This is a genomic window from Halocella sp. SP3-1 (assembly GCF_003953885.1).
Taxonomy (GTDB): domain Bacteria; phylum Bacillota; class Halanaerobiia; order Halanaerobiales; family DTU029; genus Iocasia; species Iocasia fonsfrigidae.
Map to the genome: position 1 here is coordinate 2143360 of NZ_CP032760.1, position 18436 is coordinate 2161795.

Genomic DNA, 18436 nt, shown 5'->3' on the forward strand with positions numbered 1-18436 from the left:
AATAATCAGAAATAGTCAATTAATATGAAACTCTAATTAATCCTGACAAAGGTTTGGAGCCTACATAACTTTTAGCTTTTCATATCTTTGCTATCCTTGTATCTAATGAAGGTGACTTGATGGTTTGATATTATTGATTAACTATATAGTAATCTATATTTTACTTTTACGCAATGCACATAAGAAAAAAATATAGGTACTTAGACGCAATACGTGAAGTCTATTGTTAGGCGACAGAATCAATTTTGTTTTTTATACAACTTTTCTTGTATTGATTTAGGTAATATAAAAAATGAAATAATAAATTTGAATTTAAGGAGATAGTATTATGAGAGATTTTTATGATGTAGTTAATTCAAGAAGAACAATTAGAGATTTTGAAAACGAGTCTATAGGTGATAAGGTCATTGAAAGAATTATTTCAGCAGGAATGAAAGCACCTACAAATGACCACATGAGAGATTGGCATTTCATTGTTATTAAGGATAAGAATACTGTCGTTAAATTAATCAATAAAATTCCAGAGCAAATATCTGATGAAGAAATTAATGCCATATTACTAGACTGGAACTTAAGTAATACTTGTCAACAAAATGCTTACAAAGCTGCAATTCCAAAACAGTATAAAATGTTAGCAGAGGCAGCTTGTGTGATTGTTCCTTTGTTTAAACAAAAGACGGATATATTGCATCCTGAAAATCTTTCTCACTTGAATGGGTATGCGTCCATTTGGTGTTGTATTGAGAATATGTTCCTAGCAATAACTGCTGAGGGATATACGTCTGCTTTACGTATTCCTTTAGGAAATGAGGGAGAATGGGTAAGAAAAATTTTAAATTTTCCAGAGGATTATCTTATGCCGTGTTATATAGCAGTGGGAAAAGCTAGTGCCAATGCTTCATTGGTGGAGCAAAAAGAATACTCTATAACTGAAAGAATACACAATAATGTTTGGTAGGTTATGGATGTGACAATTCCAATTTGTACTTTGCATTCAACTTGCCCTAATGTTTATTATATAAGATTGACTTGTTTAATTACGACATATTGAAGCGTTATATGCTAACTTTCTTGGTTAATGGTTAGTGGCGGTTTCCATTGATTCCATCGCCTAACAAAATATTGCCGACTATGTTCCTGCGTCACTTCGCCCAAATCCAGCAGACTAAGATAAGAACTATCTAAGTCTGCTGGACTTCGGCAATACGGTTACGTTATCCAAAATACAGCTAAGTTAAATAATAAAAAGACAGAAATGAAAGGGAATTATAAAATGTCAAAAGTATTTATAAAAGGTTTAACAACGGGATTAATTCTACAAATAGCAATTGGACCTGTATTTTTCTTTATAGCTAATATTGTTCTTCAAAAGTCGTTAGTTGATGGGTTAGCAATTTTAGCTGTAACAATTGTAGATTACTTATATATTACACTAGCTATTGCTGGAATAGGAAAATTATTAGAGAGAAAAAAGGTTAAGAAAATTTTAGGATATATAAGTTCTATTGTTCTTATCTGTTTTGGGGTTTATATGGCAGTAAATGTTTTAAATTCTATTAATATTAATATGGAGATAAATCAATCATCAAATCTAATTAATAGTTTTATTTCAGCATTTATATTGACAATATCTAGCCCTCTAACGATTCTATTTTGGACTAGTATATTTGCCGCTAGATCAGTTGAATATTCTTTAACAAAAAAAGAGCTATTAGCCTTTGGGTTATCAGCTGGATTTGCTACTCCGGTTTTCTTAAGTTTTTCTATATTTATTATTTCAATATTAAAATCTTCTATATCTCCATTGGTTGTTCAACTAGCTAATATGTTGGTTGCAATAATTCTTATTAGTTATGGGATAAAGAGAATAGTAAAGATTATAAAAAATAAATCTAATAAAATATGAAAAAATATATTTAATTTACAACTAGAAAATTGCTGTACTTCGGATAACATGGGATTTAAGATTCCGCTACGCTCTATCCAAATTTATTCATCAAGGGCAGTCGGTGCGCCAAGAAAAGAGCATATCATATAGTAGGTGGGATTCCTACTGAGGAAGGTTTAGCAAACCACTCATAGCGAGTTTTGGACATTTATTGGGTAACCATAGATGTTAAGCGTAAACAGTTAGGTAGTAGGCGGTAAGCATTTAGCTGAAGGGATTGAGCCTCGAAATCTTGGAGATTGGGAAAGGCCGATGCTGTCGACTGAGCAGAAGGCAACATTATAGTATTCGATAAGCGAGAATACAATAACACCCCGGGGTCGGAGACCTCCGCATGCTATACATAGATATGATATTGTTAACTTGGGAGGCCCTGTAATTTCTACGCAGAGAGATAGGATGTAACCAAGCGATAACAAAGTAAGGACATCTAATATTACAGGGAGTCGGATAATCGCATAGTACCGAGGAAGCAGAGTAATGCCTGTGGATGGGAAGGCGATTACACAAGATTAATCTTAAAAGGGAAACATATTCTATACACAGAGATAGGTGAAAATGTGGAAACGAAACTTGCAAGAATAGCTGAAGTAGCTAGAAATAGACCTAATGAAAGATTTACATCACTAATACATCTAATTAATTATGAATTGATAGTCAAATGTCATCATGAACTAGCTGGAAACAAAGCAGCTGGAGTAGATGAAGTAACAAAAGCGGAGTATGGAAAGAATCTTCCAGGGAATGTTAAGAGCTTAATAGCTAGAATGAAAAGATGGGCATATAGGCCATTACCTGCGAAAAGGGTATATATTCCAAAAGAAAATGGGAAGAAGAGACCGCTAGGGATTCCAGCATACGAAGACAAACTAGTTCAAAAGGCACTATCAAAGATTCTAAATGCGATATATGAAGAAGACTTTCTTGAATGTTCATTTGGTTTTCGTCCAGGAAGAAACTGTCATGATGCCTTGAGAATATTAGGAAGAATAGTTAACAGAGATGATATTAACTATGTAGTTGATACAGATATTAAAGGATTCTTTGATAATGTAGACCACGGGTGGATGATGAAATTCATTGACCATCGAATTAAAGATCCTAATATACAACGACTCATATCGAGACTTCTTCGGGCTGGAGTCATGGAGGCAGGAATAAAATATGACACTCCACAAGGAACACCGCAAGGTGGAGTCTGTTCTCCAATTATGGCGAATTTATATCTACATTATGTTGTTGACCTATGGTTTAATAAAACAATGCGTAAAGAGTTAAAGGGTAAAGCTTACATGGTGAGATACGCAGATGATATAATATTTTGCCTACAGTATAAAGAAGATGTAAAATACTTCTATAAAGCAATGAAAGAAAGAATATCCAAATTCGGTTTAGAGTTATCAGAAGAGAAAACTAAGATAGTAAATGTATCTGCTGATGATGACAATGACACATTTGATTTTCTTGGATTTACCCATTATATGGGTAAATGTAAGGATGGAATCAAACGACTAAAGAGAAAGACAAGTAATAAGCGATATCATCGTAGTATAATGAGATGTAAATCCTGGCTAAAATATAATAGAACTCTTCCAGTAAAAGAACTAATGAGGAAGTTAAACAGAAAACTAACAGGAACATACAACTATTATGCAGTATCAGATAACAGCAAAAGTATTGATAGCCTGTATGATGAGGTTCAAAAGCTAGTTTATAAATGGTTAAACAGACGCAGTCAAAAGAAAAGCTTTGACTGGGAGAAGTTCGAAATATTCTTGGAGAAATATCCTATTGTCAAGCCAAGAATAAAAGTAAATTTATATAGATTAGGTGCTGGTGCTAGTTATGTTAGGTGAATAATCGAGTGAAGAGCCGTATGCCTAAATAGGGCACGTACGGTTCTGTGAGGAGTTGGGGTTGTAAAGCCCCGCTTACTTGACGTGCGCCAAGAAAAGAGCATATCATATAGTAGGTGGGATTCCTACTGAGGAAGGTTTAGCAAACCACTCATAGCGAGTTTTGGACATTTATTGGGTGACCATAGATGTTAAGCGTAAACAGTTAGGTAGTAGGCGGTAAGCATTTAGCTGAAGGGATTGAGCCTCGAAATCTTGGAGATTGGGAAAGGCCGATGCTGTCGACTGAGCAGAAGGCAACATTATTGTATTCGATAAGCGAGAATACAATAACACCCCGGGGTCGGAGACCTCCGCATGCTATACATAGATATGATATTGTTAACTTGGGAGGCCCTGTAATTTCTACGCAGAGAGATAGGATGTAACCAAGCGATAACAAAGTAAGGACATCTAATATTACAGGGAGTCGGATAATCGCATAGTACCGAGGAAGCAGAGTAATGCCTGTGGATGGGAAGGCGATTACACAAGATTAATCTTAAAAGGGAAACATATTCTATACACAGAGATAGGTGAAAATGTGGAAACGAAACTTGCAAGAATAGCTGAAGTAGCTAGAAATAGACCTAATGAAAGATTTACATCACTAATACATCTAATTAATTATGAATTGATAGTCAAATGTCATCATGAACTAGCTGGAAACAAAGCAGCTGGAGTAGATGAAGTAACAAAAGCGGAGTATGGAAAGAATCTTCCAGGGAATGTTAAGAGCTTAATAGCTAGAATGAAAAGATGGGCATATAGGCCATTACCTGCGAAAAGGGTATATATTCCAAAAGACTGCTGATGATGACAATGACACATTTGATTTTCTTGGATTTACCCATTATATGGGTAAATGTAAGGATGGAATCAAACGACTAAAGAGAAAGACAAGTAATAAGCGATATCATCGTAGTATAATGAGATGTAAATCCTGGCTAAAATATAATAGAACTCTTCCAGTAAAAGAACTAATGAGGAAGTTAAACAGAAAACTAACGGGAACATACAACTATTATGCAGTATCAGATAACAGCAAAAGTATTGATAGCCTGTATGATGAGGTTCAAAAGCTAGTTTATAAATGGTTAAACAGACGCAGTCAAAAGAAAAGCTTTGACTGGGAGAAGTTCGAAATATTCTTGGAGAAATATCCTATTGTCAAGCCAAGAATAAAAGTAAATTTATATAGATTAGGTGCTGGTGCTAGTTATGTTAGGTGAATAATCGAGTGAAGAGCCGTATGCCTAAATAGGGCACGTACGGTTCTGTGAGGAGTTGGGGTTGTAAAGCCCCGCTTACTTGACCCTAAGCCTCATGAACTTCTTAAATCCTGGTACGTTAGACGAAATATTTTAAATACTTTAATACTACTGATCGTTTAAAATAAGGAGGAGAATAAAACAATGGATGAAAATATTAAATGGCACCAAGCTATGAAAATAGAAAGAATACTAGATAATATTAGAAATAATAATATGAAGGGTTTTTATGTGAAGACTCGGGAAGATTTGATTAACAAAATAAAGGAACTTGTTTCGGAGAGATCTGTCGTTGGAGTTGGAGATTCAATGACATTATTTGAAACTGGCATTATAGATTTATTAAGAAAAGAAAATTATATATTTTTAGATAAATATAAAGAGGGCTTAACAAGAGCTGAAAAAGATAAACTTTATTCAGATATTTTTAGTGCTGACACTTTTTTATGTAGTACAAATGCAATCACAGAAAAAGGAGAATTATATAATATAGATGGGTACGGGAATAGGGTATCTGCAATGATTTTTGGCCCTAAACAAGTTATTATTGTAGCTGGAAAAAATAAAATAGTTAAAGATTTAGAAGAGGCAAAAAATAGAGTTAAGAATATAGCAGCTCCTATTGACGCAAAAAGGCTTAATAAAGATACTCCATGTACAAAAGTTGGATATTGTGTAGATTGTAGTTCGAAGGATAGAATATGTAATAATATAACAATAATAAAAAGACAGCTTAAAAAAAACCGAATTAAAATTATTATAGTTGACGAAAATTTAGGATACTAAAATACTTCGTCTAACATGGCATTAGAAGGTGAAAAAATGGATGTAAATAATCATAACAGTAAAGCTTGGGATTATAGTGTTGATTCAGGTAACATTTGGACTCAACCAGTAAATAAAGAAGTTATGGAAAAGGCAAAAAGGGGAGAATAGGAAATATTTCTATCTCCAACAAAAAGAGTTCCAAGAAGTTGGTTATGTATTCGATAAATGGATGGAAAGGACATTTCCAAAAAGATATGCGGATGATGCGGTAATACATTGCAAAACCAAGAAGGAGGCAGAAAAATTATACACTCAATTAAAACGAAGGTTGAAAGAGTGTAAGTTAGAACTGCATCCGGATAAAACGCGCATTGTATATTGTAAAGATGATGATCGTAGGGAAGAGCATGAAAATATAAAATTTGATTTTCTTGGATATACATTCAGACCTAGGAGCTCAAAGAATCGTTATGGTAAGTATTTCATTAACTTTACACCTGCTGTGAGTAACAAAGCATGTAAAGCAATAAGACAGGTCATCAGAAACTGGCGGATACATCTTAGACCAGATATAGAATTAATAGATATATCCAGAATGTATAATCCTATAATTCGTGGTTGGATAAATTATTATGGTCGTTATTATAAATCTGCATTATATCCGGTATTAAAACACTTGAACAGAGCTTTGGTGCACTGGGCGAGAAGAAAATACAAGAAGTTGACCAGGCATAGACGGCGAGCAGAACGCTGGATGGGACGTATAGCAAAGAAAATGAAAAGATTGTTCGACATTGGAAAATGGGAATATTACCTACGGCTGAATAATGAGAGCCGGATGAGCCGAGAGGTTCACGTCCGATTCTGAGAGGGCCTGGAGGTGAAATTCCTCCGGGCTACTCACCTTGTGGTACTTACAAAATCAAAGAGGAAAGCCAAAAGAGCATTGGAGGTAGTTAAGGAGATAGTTGAGGAAAGACTTAAGCTAACGCTCCATCCCGAAAAGACAGTCATTACTAACTTTGGAGAAGGGTTTGTGTTTCTGGGCTTTGAGTTTATTGCCTGGAAATACAAGAGACCAAGGAAGAAAGCATTAAAAGCATTTAAAGATAAAGTGCGTAAGGTGACCCGGAGAAATCAGCCCTGGGATGTAGGTTTTATCATTAGAGAATTAAACCCCAAAATAATTGCTGGGGAAACTACTTTGGTCACGGAAATGTAAAGGAACTTTTCCGAAGGTTAGATAAATGGATACGGATGCGTCTTCGGTCATATATTGAAAAGAAGAAAGCAGTTAAACATCAAAATCAAAGAATCCCTAATGCTTTGTTTCAGCAGAAGGGACTCAAATCACTACTTACCCTATTGTCCTGACAAGGAGTAAAATTACAATCGTGGTAACACGGTGACGATGGCTTACTCCCTGTGATGGGGCAACGGTTACGGTAAGCTGTATACGGGAGAACCGTACGTGCAGTTTGACGAGGGGTCCCAGTCGAAAGACTGGTCCTACTCTATTATACAAAGCATCAACAAAATCCTGATAATTTTTATCACTATTAAAATAATCAATATCAGTATAAAACTTAATATTACTAGCTGGGACTTCGTTTTTAAAGAAAGCAAGGAATTCACCTCTAAACATATTGGCAATAACCCTGACAGGAATAAAGAAATTTTTTTTGGACTTAATCCATTGATTATTAGGTGATAATCCCTCTGCAGGTATGATACAATGTATGTGAGGATGAAAAGAGAGTGTTTGTCCCCAGGTATGTAAATAGTACATTGGGATAGAGGAGCATATTTAATGGCTGGTAACATATGGATTGCTCTAAATTTAGATGAAAAAGAATTGTCAAATCAGAATCCTGATTATTCACATATTGCATTTAATGTTCTTTCAACAGAGTATCCAAAATTAAAAAAACGATTTATGGAAGCAGGAGTAAAAACATTTAAAAACAATACATCAGAAGGTCATTAACATGAAAGGGGATTAAAGTATGAATAATAAAACAATAATAAAATGGACAAATAGAATCGCACTTTTAGCTATTATATTACTTATTTATTGGATATTTATTTATACCTCTATAACCGTATTTAGCTTGAAAATATTTAAAGAAAATATTACTGAGTTTTTTTACTTATCAATATTAGGTATTATTGCAATATTAATTGGAGCTGTAATTGTAAATATAATGTTTAATTTAACAAGCATTTCAGAATCATTGACAAAATCGGAGCATCATAATTTTAACAGTAAACGTAAAAAGTTATCGATAGGTTTATTAATATTATCTTTTCCTTTAATTTTTGGAGTCCTTTTTTATGGAGATTATAGAACTACATTAATTAGAGAAAAGAAATTGATAAAAGCCGCTAAATATTCTATTGTAAATAATGAAGAAACAACTGAAAATTTTTTGGATTATTCATTTAGTGAACAGTATATTCGAAAAACGGCAGAAGGATTAGAATTTATTGCAAAACAAGCTGAAAGTTTTCCATCAATAAGTATAATAATAAAAGATACTATTCATGAGAAAGATGTTTTTTTAAGATTTACAAGATACTATAATAAAAATAAAAGTTATTCAAAAATTGATTACATTTATGCTTGTTCCCCAGAAGAGCAAGAATATTTAAAATCTGTATTCGATGATAATAAAAATAGACATTTATTTAGTGCTTCTGATGGTAATTATGAATTATATTATCCTTATCAAAAAGGTAATAAGGTAATCATTTTATATTTTACCGATAGAAAACAATATGGAAAATATGGTTCATAAATAATTTATAAAAGATAGAAGTTAAGTACATATAAGTTTAATTAAATATTATTTATGTAAAGCGAAAGCACTTGTCGCTTCACCCAAATTCATCAACCCAAGTTAGGAGATATCCAAGGGTTGCTGGACTTCGGAAATATGGTTACGTTATTGGAAATTAGCTTTTACTGTTACATATGAAAGGAAAAAACAAGATAAAATAAAAAACCAGAGGAGCGATTTTTATGGACTTAGGATTAAAAAACAAATTAGCATTTATTACTGGAAGTGCTCGTGGATTAGGAAAAGCTATTGCAGAAAAACTTGCGGCTGAGAAAATAAATATTGCAATTACCGATATTAATGAAAAAATAGCAGTATCGACAGCTGAAGAGATATCAAATAAATATAAGGTAGAGACTATAGCTTTAAAACATGATGTTTCTTCAGAAGAATCAACAAGACAAGTTGTAAAGGCAATAAAAAATAAATTTTCTAGAATTGATATTCTTGTTAATAATGCAGGAATAACCAAAGATGCTCGACTTATGATAATGAAGCAAGAAGATTGGGACAATGTATTAAAAATAAATTTAACAGGAGCTTTTATTTGCACCAAATTAGTATCAAAGCAGATGTTAAGACAAAAGTCAGGAAGTATAATAAATATTGCAAGTGTGGTTGGTCTTATGGGAAATGTTGGACAAGCTAATTATTCTGCATCAAAGGCTGGTTTAATTGGACTGACAAAGACAACTGCTAAAGAAATGGCTGAAAGAGGAGTTAATGTTAACGCTATTGCACCAGGATATATTGAAACAGACATGACACATGAGCTTCCAGAAGAAGTTTCTATAAAATGTTATCACAGATTCCAATGAAGGCATATGGGAAACCAGATGATGTGGCAAATGTTGTTTTATTTCTAGTATCTGATTTAGCTAAGTATGTAACAGGACAAGTTATTAATGTAGATGGTGGAATGGTAATGTGAAAATAATAATTAGAGGAAAACCAAGCTAACTTCATATAACAAATCAGGAGTATTTCTGCAATTGAGCCAAAAAGAAAACCCAAATCAATAATAATAAATATGATTTGAACTTTTCAAATCTGCCTGAGATGCAATTGAGGAAATACTTTGTTGAACGGAGCTGCGGTGGTTTACACTTAATACTATGGGGTGTTAATAATTTCACTCTTACTAAAAACTATATATTTAGTTATATAATAATTTAATTTCAAGAAATAAAAAGAAAAAAACCTAATTTTTAATATACAAAGCATCAATAAAATCCTGATAATTTTTATCACTATTTAAATAATCAATATCAGCATAAAAATTTATATTACCAACTGAGACTTCTTCTTTAAAAGGAATGTAATAATACAGACTTATTATTAGTATGATTATAGAGGGTTTTCTGGATATTTATTGAACTATTATGTAAGGTTCTTTCATAACAGATCTTTTGCATAAGAATGTTTGACCAGTCGATTAAAATGAAGCATAGCAGTTACTCCCTATTTAACTAAACCATACAGGAACAGTTTACACTTAAATTGAAGAGAACAAGAAAGCATTATAAGGAGGGCATATTTCTATGGAAAAATTAGATCCAAAAGCAGATGGAAGTAGTATGGATATTGTAAAAAATAATATTGAAAAACTAAAATCTATCTTTCCAGATGTTTTTAATGAAGGTCAGGTGGATATTGAAAAACTAAAAGAAAGATTGGGCGAATTTGCTGATGATAAATCGGAGAGATATAACCTTACCTGGCATGGAAAATCTCAGGCAAAAAGATTAGCCCAACAACCTTCTACGGGTTCCCTAAGACCTTGTAAAGAGGAAAGTAAGGATTGGGATACTACTGAGAATTTATATATAGAAGGTGATAATCTAGAAGTACTTAAGTTATTACAGAAATCTTATCATAATAAAATTAAAATTATATATATAGATCCACCTTATAATACTGGGAAAGACTTTGTTTATAATGATGACTTTAAAGATAATCTTAATAACTATTTTGAAATTACAGGACAATTTGATAATGAAGGTAATAAATTAAGTACCAATTCCGATACAAGTGGAAGATATCATACTGATTGGCTAAATATGATCTATCCTCGGCTACGACTTGCAAGAAATTTGATGAGAGAAGATGGGGTAATATTTATTAGCATAGATGATAATGAAATTGCTAATTTGAAAAAAATATGTGATGAAATATATGGCGATAATAATTTTATATCATCATTTATATGGCAAAGAGCCTATGCCCCAGTTAATATGAATAAGTACTCTTCAACTAATCATGATTATATTTTAGCTTATGCAAAAAATATTGATAAGACAGTATGGTTTGGCTTACCTAGAAGTAAAGAAGCTAATAGTAGATATATAAATCCTGATAATGATCAAAGAGGCCCATGGAAACCGGATAATTTATCTGCTGGCCCTGTTGTTTCTGATAGAGTTTATGAAATTGTTACACCAAGTGGCAGAAAAGTAATTCCACCAGAAGGACGTTGTTGGATTTTATCAAAGAAAAAATTTCAAGAATATGTTGAAGATAATATGATTTGGTTTGGGGAAGATGGAAATAATGTTCCAGCATTAAAAAGATTTTTATCTGAAGTAAGGCAATTTATGGTTCCATTAACAGTTTGGACATATGATGAAGTTTCTCATTCTCAAGATGCAAAAAAAGAAGTGAATAAACTGTTTGATGGAAAAGCTGTTATGGATTATCCTAAACCAGTGAAATTAATGCAACGAATTGTTCAGCTATCGACAAATGAGAATGATATAATTATGGATTTTTTCTCTGGATCTGCGACCATGGCTCATGCAGTAATGCAGCAAAATATTGAAGATAATAGTAATCGTAAATTTATAATGGTTCAGCTGCCAGAGAATACTGGTGAGAAATCTGATGCTTATAAAGCCGGTTATAATTATATAACTGACATAGGCAAAGAGCGCATTAGAAGAGCAGGAGAAATAATTAAAGAAGAAAATAAAGATGAAGAAGGGATTGAAAACTTAGACACTGGGTTCAAAGTTTTCAAACTAGCTACTTCAAACATTAAAACCTGGGATACCAGTCAGAGTGATGATCTTGAGCAGACTTTATTTAACATGGTAGAGAATATTAAAGAAGACCGTACAGAAGAAGATATAGTTTATGAAATACTGCTGAAGTACGGGTTAGATTTAACTATACCTATTGAAGAAACAACTTTAAATAATAAGAAGGTATATATAGTTGGTTATGGTGCACTGATAATCTGCCTGGATAAAAAGATAACTCTTGATATAGTTGAAGAGATCGGAAACTTAAAAGATAAATATCAACCAGAAATTATGCGAGTTATCTTTAAGGATAATGGATTTAAAGATGATGTTATCAAGACAAATGCTATTCAGATCTTAAAGAAATATGGAATAGAGGATGTAAAAAGCTTGTAGGAAAGGTGGTGTGTTGATTGAAGTTAAAATTTAATCCTAAGTTAGATTATCAACTGGAGGCTATTGATTCAATTGTTGATATATTTGAGGGACAAGCAATCTGTGATACTAATTTTACCGTTCCTCAGCTAGATAATGATACTCTTTTTGAATCTAATTTAGGTGTGGGCAATAAACTAACTTTAGATGAAGAAGATATTCTGAAAAATGTACAGAAAATACAATTGAGAAATGGCCTAAAACAGAGTAAGAAACTTACTTCATATGATTTTAATATTGAAATGGAAACTGGTACTGGAAAAACTTATGTATATCTTAGAACCATTTTTGAATTGAATAAAAAATATGGCTTTACCAAGTTTGTAATCGTGGTACCTTCAATAGCTATCAAAGAAGGCGTCTATAAATCACTGGAAATTACAAAAGAGCATTTTAAAGCTTTATATGATAATGTACCCTATGATTATTTTATATACGACTCACAAAAGTTAGGCCAAGTTCGTAACTTTGCTACCAATGATTATATTCAGATTATGGTTATTAACATAGATGCTTTCCGGAAAAGTTTCAGTGATCCTAGTAAACAAACAAGAGCCAATATTATTCATCGAGAAAATGATCGTTTAAATGGACTTAAACCGATAGAATTTGTTCAGGAAACTCAGCCAATTGTTATTATTGATGAACCACAGAGTGTAGATACTACTCCTAAGGCCAAGAAAGCTATTGCATCCTTGAATCCCTTATTTAAACTTAGATATTCGGCTACTCATAAGGAAGTATACAATTTAATGTATAAATTGGACTCAGTAGATGCCTATGAAAGAAAACTGGTCAAACAGATTGAGGTTGCCTCTATTGCTGTAAAAGATAGTAATAATCAGGCCTATATAAAATTACTGGCTGTAGATAATAAAAAATCTCCAATATCTGCAACTATAGAACTCGGTATTAGTCAGAATGGTAAGACAAAAAGGGATAAGAGGAGAGTAACTCAGGGTGAAGATTTATATGAATTATCTGGAGGCCGGGAAGTATACCGTGGTTATATTATTAATGATATCTATTGTGAAGAAGGATTTGAGTATATTGATTTTACCAGTAAGCCTGATGTTATAAGACTGGGAGAAACAATAGGGAATGTTGATCAAGATGAAATAAAAAGACTTCAGATAAGAAAGACAATTGAGGAACATTTAGATAAGGAGCTGAAACTTAAGGAAAAAGGAATAAAGGTATTGAGTCTATTCTTTTTAGATAAAGTAGCTAACTATCGCTATTATGATAAAGATGGCTACCCACAGAAAGGAAAATATGCCCTTATCTTTGAAGAGGAATATAAAAAAATAATTAAGAAGCCCAAATATCATACACTCTTTAAAGATATAGAAGAAGTTGCAGCAGAAAAAGTACATGATGGCTATTTTGCAATTGATCGAAAAAAAGATGCTAATGGAGAGTACCGAGTAAAAGATTCCAAAGGCATTTATCAAGCTGATGAAAGTGCTTATAACCTTATCATGAAGGAAAAAGAAAAATTGCTTAGTTTCGATTACCAGCTTAAGTTTATTTTCTCTCACTCTGCTCTGAAAGAGGGCTGGGATAATCCCAATGTATTTCAAATCTGTACACTGAATGAAACAAACTCTGAGATGAAAAAACGCCAGGAGATTGGTAGGGGTTTAAGGATTGCTGTAGATCAAGATGGCAAAAGGCATGCTGGCTTTGATATTAATACCTTAACTATTATGGCGAATGAATCCTATGAAGATTTCGCTAAGGCATTACAGAAAGAGATCGAGGAAGAAGAAGGTATTAAGTTTGGAATAGTAGAAAAACATACTTTTGCTAATGTAGTAACTGTTGATGACCATGGTCAGAGAGCCTATCTAGGAGAAAAGTCTTCAGAAAATATCTGGCAGTATTTTCTGACAGATAAATACATTGATAAAAAGGGATTAATTCAGGATAAGTTGCGTGAAGAATTAGGTTTAAATATCTTAAAGATTCCTGCTGAATATGATGAAGAGCAAGACCAGATCTTTGGCATATTGAAGAAAATTGCTGGTAAACTTAATATAAAAAATCGTGATGATAGAACAGAGGTTAATCTTAATAAGGCTGTTTATCTAGATAAAGATTTTAAAAGACTATGGGATAAAATTAAATATAAAACTACCTATTCCGTAGATTTTTCTGTGGATGAACTGATAGAAAGATGTGCTAATGAGATTAAGAATAATCTACTGGTAGGAAATGCTGAAATGATTTATACTAAAGCTAAAACTGAAATTTCCAGGGGTGGAGTATTACCTGATGAAGATACCGTTAAAGAAAGAAGATATCAATACAGACCTAAAGATTATAAGCTGCCTGATATTATTAGTTATCTTCAAAATGAGACACAACTTACCAGAAAAACTATAGTAGAAATATTAGTGAAAAGTGGTCGTCTTAAGGATTTTAAAGTCAATCCTCAAAAGTTTATCGATGAAGTAATCCGTATTATCCAGTATAATATGAGAAGCTTTATCGTTGACGGTATTAAATATGAAAAAATAGGTGACGAGGAGTACTATGCCCAGGAATTATTTGCAAATGAAGAGTTATTTGGTTATTTATCATCAAATATGCTGGAGTGCAAAAAATCTGTTTATAATTATGTAGTCTATGATTCTGGCATAGAAGAGAAATTAGCCCGTAGATTTGAAAAGAGTGATAATGTATTAGTCTATGCAAAATTACCGGCCTGGTTTAAAATCCCTACACCACTGGGAAGTTATAATCCTGATTGGGCAGTATTAATTGAAAAAGATGATGAAAAGAAATTGTATTTTGTAGTGGAATCTAAAGGAAATATCAATCCCCAACTCTTACGAGATGTTGAAGATGATAAGATTAAGTGTGGCAGAAGACACTTTAAAGCTTTAGAAGAAGGAGTGAAATATACGGTTGTAGATTCATTTGATAGGTTGATGCATGAAGTATATCAATAATGTATTAGCTCTTTTACTTTGGGTCTGATGATTAATATATCCAGTTGGAATATAGCTTTGTTATCTATTTTAAGCAAAAAAATAATTTGACTAATATAAGCCGATAAAAATTTAGGAAAATGTTACATTTTTATGTTTATAACTACAGCTTTTATTGATATAATAGAAATATAAAGGACAAAGGTAAGGAGGTAATAACTATCGCTAAACAGGAAAAAAGAATAGATATTGATAATTTAATCAAGAAAATCAGTCAGGAAATAGCTGCTGAAGAAATAGTCTGAGTCATTCTCAGTTTTTTGGACTCTGATATCTTGAAATATCATAAAATTAAAAGATAAAAATTATATAATTTTTTAATCTAAATCCCAATACTAACGAAAAAAGCCATGATGAAGAAAAATTTCATCATGGCTTTTCTTTAACGATTTTAATTATCCGAATGAGCTTTTCTATTTCCCCGGGGCTAAGGCTTTTTGTTTCCTGGAGTAATTGCAGTAAATCTTCTCGGTCGGCTAAACAGAATAGTAAATTTTCCAGTTCAGAATTATTCTCTGTTATTTTTTTGAATTGATCAGCTGGGTCAGGGGAGAACATGTTGATAGAGAAATAATGTTTAATGCCTGTGCTATAAAATATAAAGAAGAAATAGATAAGATAAACCATCATTTTTATTTATTATTAGTAGATGTAGATAGGGAAAAAGAAATTGCTTATAATAATATAATAACAGTTAACAATAGTGATCTTTTATATATTAGCATGAAACCCTATAGAGAAAATGAATCCCTTAATTCCGTTTTGAGAAGATTAGATAATAAATATACATCTATAAGTGACCTCAAAGGGAATTATGCTTTATTGGACAATTTAGCTAAAACTAAGATAGCAACTGAGAGAAGTATTACAAGTGAAGAATACTGGAAAATGGAATTACTAATATCTTCTTTAACCATAAAATTCAAGTCTGTCTCCTTTGAACTAAATGTCAATTTTAATAAGGCTGGTTATGATGGGCTAGTTAACAATGGTAGACCCTTAAATATATTAAGGAGAATAATATCAATACTGGGTAGGCATATAAGTAACGAGGCAATAAAAGATGTAGAAAAAACAAAGAAAAATTTAGATACAAAAAAAGTGCTTTCATCCAGGCAACTAAAAGAAGGTGTAAGAGAAATAATCAAAAAAGAAGATTTAATTATACAGCCCAGGCTTAATTCCATACGTGTTTGTAAGAATAATAATGGTGGTGGAACAGGTATGACAACAATAAGCCAAAAGTCAGAACCCAGAATAAAATGGGGTGAAGAGGTCGATACAGGATATTCAAGATATTTAAGTCAGAGAAATGGAATAGTAAACGAGCAGGAGACTAAAGAAGAAAAAAGTAATAATGCTAATAAAGAAAATAATAATATGAATAATAGCAGTGATATAAAAAATGAAGATACAAAAATAAATTCAAATGATAATTGGGATTGGGTCCTGCCAGTTTAATAGAGGATGCCAGTTATATAAATTTATATAAACATACATATATCAAGGAAGATTTTAAATTGACTGTCAAAGATGTTGCATTGACAGCAGGAGAGAATTTTTTAACCCAAGGATGGTACTGGGCAGGAACTGCTGTCAAAGATCTTGGCAAGACTGCTTTGCAAAAAGGTAAAGCAGGATATTCGCTTACTTTAGGAGATACTGAAGAAGTATTTGGTGCATTAATTGAATTAGGTAAAAATGATTATAAAGAGAAGAAAGATTATCTCTGTGGTAGGGATATTCCCCCAAAAGCAGATTATATGATAGTTGTGTATAGAAAGGTTAGCAGAGGGAGTGCTGACTATATAGATAAGAGTTTTATAAAACTTGACACTACAGAGTTTTATTATAAAAATGGTGATAGGATAAATCACATTGATGATGAGGGAGGGTATGGATTTACTGGTATTGTTCCATTTCTAGATAACTTTAATAAGCTTTTTAATCAGGGAAACTGGTATCCTGAAAGAAATGATAAACTACCTAAAAACGAAGCTAATGAGGAGCATCCTACTCAATGGCCTGCATCAAAAAATGAATGTTTAGATTTTAAAATTATGAACCCAGGTAGTGATAGAAAGGCTAAAGATATACCCCTGGAGGCATATGATAGGGTAGTAAACTTAAAGAAGGATGCCAGTCATATAAATAGATATAAACATACATATACCAAAGAAGATTTTAAATTGACTGCCAAAGATGTAGCAATGGCAGCAGGAGAAAACTTTTTAACCAGAGGGTGGCACTGGATAGTAAATACTGTAAAAGACCTGGGGAAAAAAGTTGCCAAAACAGGGCAGGAAGAATTCAAATTAACTCTAGGAGACACTGAAGAAATTTTTGGGGTATTAATTGAGTTAGGTAAGAATGATTATAAGGAGAAGAAAGGTTATCTCTGTGGTAGGAATATTCCTGAAAAGGCAGATTATTTAATAGTCACTTATAAAAAGATAAGTAGAGGAAGTGCTGACTATATAGATAAGAGTTTTATAAAACTTGATACTGTAGAGTTTTATTATAAAAATGGTGATAGAATAAATCACATTGATGATGATGGAGGATATGGATTTACTGGTATACTTTTATTCCTGGATTACTTCGATAAACTTTTTAATCAAGGAAACTGGTATCCTGAAAGAAATGATAAACTACCTAAAAATGAAGCTAGTGGGGAGGATCCTACTCAATGGGAAAAAGAATATTTTTAAAACAAATTATTACAGTAATTTTAGTTTTAATTATCATCTTTGGGGTTATGTATTATATTAAAACTATTAGTCAGCCTCAATTTAAAATAAATCTTAACCCTAATACTCAAATATTTTTTTCAGAGAAAAGAAAGGAATATTATGTCATAGAAAACGGAAATAAAGTTTATATTAGTATTACAAGAGATAATTACCCGGCAATTATTAATGAGTTTGACAAGAACAATCGAGGCACTGTAGTATTTTCTATGGGTAGTTTTGATTATTCAAAATATACTATAGTAGCATATCATATAGTATTTGTTTCTCCAGATAATAAAGTAAAAGCTCGAAGGATATATGGTATTGTTGATGATATAGAATGGATTGATAATAAAACACTTAAAGTTAATGTTTATTCCATCAAAAATGGAGAGAGTATTACATATATAAAGGATCCGTTTAATTTAACTATATTTGAAAGAATTATAGAAGAAGGGAAAGAACTTATTGCATGGATTAATCATAAAGGTTGGAGATGATAGATAAAAATCATTGAGTTATAGAGGTATA

The 18436-nt window shown here is 32.2% G+C and carries 18 protein-coding genes and 1 pseudogene; 18 read left to right on the forward strand and 1 reads right to left on the reverse strand.

Annotated features, from left to right (window positions below; genetic code table 11):
• Window positions 1-328: 328 nt before the first annotated feature.
• The 10 genes from D7D81_RS10195 to D7D81_RS20155 all read left to right on the forward strand — a co-directional run bounded on the left by D7D81_RS10195 (window position 329) and on the right by D7D81_RS20155 (window position 7256).
• Window positions 329-958 carry a nitroreductase family protein gene (locus D7D81_RS10195; RefSeq protein WP_125989690.1) on the forward strand — a complete coding sequence of 210 codons (630 nt, stop codon included), beginning with the start codon at window positions 329-331 and terminating at the stop codon, window positions 956-958.
• Window positions 959-1273: 315 nt separating this feature from the next.
• Window positions 1274-1906, forward strand: a complete 633-nt coding sequence (locus D7D81_RS10200) for a LysE family translocator (RefSeq protein ID WP_164522209.1) — start codon at window positions 1274-1276, stop codon at window positions 1904-1906.
• 602 nt (window positions 1907-2508) lie between these two features.
• A complete protein-coding gene (gene ltrA / locus D7D81_RS10205) occupies window positions 2509-3804 on the forward strand; it encodes a group II intron reverse transcriptase/maturase (RefSeq protein ID WP_125989664.1) in 1296 nt (431 codons plus the stop codon).
• A 583-nt stretch (window positions 3805-4387) separates the two neighbouring features.
• Window positions 4388-4657 (forward strand): hypothetical protein, encoded by a 270-nt coding sequence (locus D7D81_RS19870; RefSeq protein ID WP_205739170.1) that lies wholly within the window; start codon window positions 4388-4390, stop codon window positions 4655-4657.
• Between the two features lie 43 nt (window positions 4658-4700).
• Window positions 4701-5075, forward strand: a complete 375-nt coding sequence (locus D7D81_RS19875) for a group II intron maturase-specific domain-containing protein (RefSeq protein WP_205739171.1) — start codon at window positions 4701-4703, stop codon at window positions 5073-5075.
• 183 nt (window positions 5076-5258) lie between these two features.
• A complete protein-coding gene (locus D7D81_RS10215) occupies window positions 5259-5900 on the forward strand; it encodes a lactate utilization protein (protein WP_125989694.1) in 642 nt (213 codons plus the stop codon).
• Window positions 5901-5915: 15 nt separating this feature from the next.
• On the forward strand, window positions 5916-6050 hold the full coding sequence (locus tag D7D81_RS20150) for a hypothetical protein (RefSeq protein ID WP_286169545.1): 135 nt from the start codon (window positions 5916-5918) through the stop codon (window positions 6048-6050).
• A gap of 61 nt (window positions 6051-6111) precedes the next feature.
• The gene (locus tag D7D81_RS10220) at window positions 6112-6750 is read left to right on the forward strand and encodes a group II intron maturase-specific domain-containing protein (protein WP_205739172.1); all 639 of its coding nucleotides are present in this window, start codon (window positions 6112-6114) and stop codon (window positions 6748-6750) included.
• Between the two features lie 39 nt (window positions 6751-6789).
• Window positions 6790-7104, forward strand: coding sequence for a hypothetical protein (locus D7D81_RS10225; RefSeq protein ID WP_286169546.1), 315 nt, complete (start codon window positions 6790-6792; stop codon window positions 7102-7104).
• Window positions 7053-7256 carry a group II intron maturase-specific domain-containing protein gene (locus D7D81_RS20155; RefSeq protein ID WP_286170397.1) on the forward strand — a complete coding sequence of 68 codons (204 nt, stop codon included), beginning with the start codon at window positions 7053-7055 and terminating at the stop codon, window positions 7254-7256. The genes D7D81_RS10225 and D7D81_RS20155 overlap by 52 nt, the downstream gene beginning before the upstream one ends.
• Here D7D81_RS20155 and D7D81_RS10230 read toward each other — a convergent pair.
• The gene (locus D7D81_RS10230; protein WP_125989696.1) at window positions 7240-7671 is read right to left on the reverse strand and encodes a transposase; all 432 of its coding nucleotides are present in this window, start codon (window positions 7669-7671) and stop codon (window positions 7240-7242) included. The two genes, D7D81_RS20155 and D7D81_RS10230, sit on opposite strands and share 17 nt — an antisense overlap.
• 21 nt (window positions 7672-7692) lie before the next feature.
• On the opposite strand from D7D81_RS10230, the gene D7D81_RS19525 reads away from it, so the two are divergent.
• The 8 genes and pseudogenes from D7D81_RS19525 to D7D81_RS10265 all read left to right on the forward strand — a co-directional run bounded on the left by D7D81_RS19525 (window position 7693) and on the right by D7D81_RS10265 (window position 18405).
• Window positions 7693-7869 carry a VOC family protein gene (locus D7D81_RS19525; protein ID WP_164522210.1) on the forward strand — a complete coding sequence of 59 codons (177 nt, stop codon included), beginning with the start codon at window positions 7693-7695 and terminating at the stop codon, window positions 7867-7869.
• A 19-nt stretch (window positions 7870-7888) separates the two neighbouring features.
• Window positions 7889-8680 (forward strand): hypothetical protein, encoded by a 792-nt coding sequence (locus D7D81_RS10235; RefSeq protein ID WP_125989698.1) that lies wholly within the window; start codon window positions 7889-7891, stop codon window positions 8678-8680.
• A 224-nt stretch (window positions 8681-8904) separates the two neighbouring features.
• Window positions 8905-9653 (forward strand): annotated as a pseudogene (gene fabG / locus D7D81_RS10240) (3-oxoacyl-[acyl-carrier-protein] reductase).
• Between the two features lie 610 nt (window positions 9654-10263).
• Window positions 10264-12138 (forward strand): site-specific DNA-methyltransferase, encoded by a 1875-nt coding sequence (locus D7D81_RS10245; RefSeq protein WP_125989700.1) that lies wholly within the window; start codon window positions 10264-10266, stop codon window positions 12136-12138.
• Between the two features lie 17 nt (window positions 12139-12155).
• Complete coding sequence (locus D7D81_RS10250) at window positions 12156-15134, forward strand: type III restriction-modification system endonuclease (RefSeq protein ID WP_125989702.1); 2979 nt, start codon at window positions 12156-12158, stop codon at window positions 15132-15134.
• A 612-nt stretch (window positions 15135-15746) separates the two neighbouring features.
• Complete coding sequence (locus D7D81_RS10255) at window positions 15747-16634, forward strand: hypothetical protein (protein ID WP_125989704.1); 888 nt, start codon at window positions 15747-15749, stop codon at window positions 16632-16634.
• A gap of 59 nt (window positions 16635-16693) precedes the next feature.
• Window positions 16694-17884: a hypothetical protein gene (locus D7D81_RS10260; protein ID WP_125989706.1), complete on the forward strand. Its 1191-nt coding sequence runs from the start codon at window positions 16694-16696 to the stop codon at window positions 17882-17884.
• Window positions 17863-18405, forward strand: coding sequence for a hypothetical protein (locus D7D81_RS10265; protein ID WP_125989708.1), 543 nt, complete (start codon window positions 17863-17865; stop codon window positions 18403-18405). Before D7D81_RS10260 ends, D7D81_RS10265 begins: the two co-directional genes overlap by 22 nt.
• Window positions 18406-18436: the final 31 nt, after the last annotated feature.

Bases quoted from the DNA above. Each gene is read 5' to 3' on its own strand.
- D7D81_RS10220 (WP_205739172.1), top strand. From the start codon at position 6,112: ATGGAAAGGACATTTCCAAAAAGATATGCGGATGATGCGGTAATACAT.
- D7D81_RS10200 (WP_164522209.1), top strand. From the start codon at position 1,274: ATGTCAAAAGTATTTATAAAAGGTTTAACAACGGGATTAATTCTACAA.
- D7D81_RS10215 (WP_125989694.1), top strand. From the start codon at position 5,259: ATGGATGAAAATATTAAATGGCACCAAGCTATGAAAATAGAAAGAATA.
- D7D81_RS10245 (WP_125989700.1), top strand. From the start codon at position 10,264: ATGGAAAAATTAGATCCAAAAGCAGATGGAAGTAGTATGGATATTGTA.
- D7D81_RS10255 (WP_125989704.1), top strand. From the start codon at position 15,747: ATGTTTAATGCCTGTGCTATAAAATATAAAGAAGAAATAGATAAGATA.
- D7D81_RS19875 (WP_205739171.1), top strand. From the start codon at position 4,701: ATGGGTAAATGTAAGGATGGAATCAAACGACTAAAGAGAAAGACAAGT.
- D7D81_RS20150 (WP_286169545.1), top strand. From the start codon at position 5,916: ATGGCATTAGAAGGTGAAAAAATGGATGTAAATAATCATAACAGTAAA.
- D7D81_RS10195 (WP_125989690.1), top strand. From the start codon at position 329: ATGAGAGATTTTTATGATGTAGTTAATTCAAGAAGAACAATTAGAGAT.
- D7D81_RS10265 (WP_125989708.1), top strand. From the start codon at position 17,863: ATGGGAAAAAGAATATTTTTAAAACAAATTATTACAGTAATTTTAGTT.
- D7D81_RS10230 (WP_125989696.1), bottom strand. From the start codon at position 7,671: ATGTACTATTTACATACCTGGGGACAAACACTCTCTTTTCATCCTCAC.
- D7D81_RS19525 (WP_164522210.1), top strand. From the start codon at position 7,693: ATGGCTGGTAACATATGGATTGCTCTAAATTTAGATGAAAAAGAATTG.
- D7D81_RS10235 (WP_125989698.1), top strand. From the start codon at position 7,889: ATGAATAATAAAACAATAATAAAATGGACAAATAGAATCGCACTTTTA.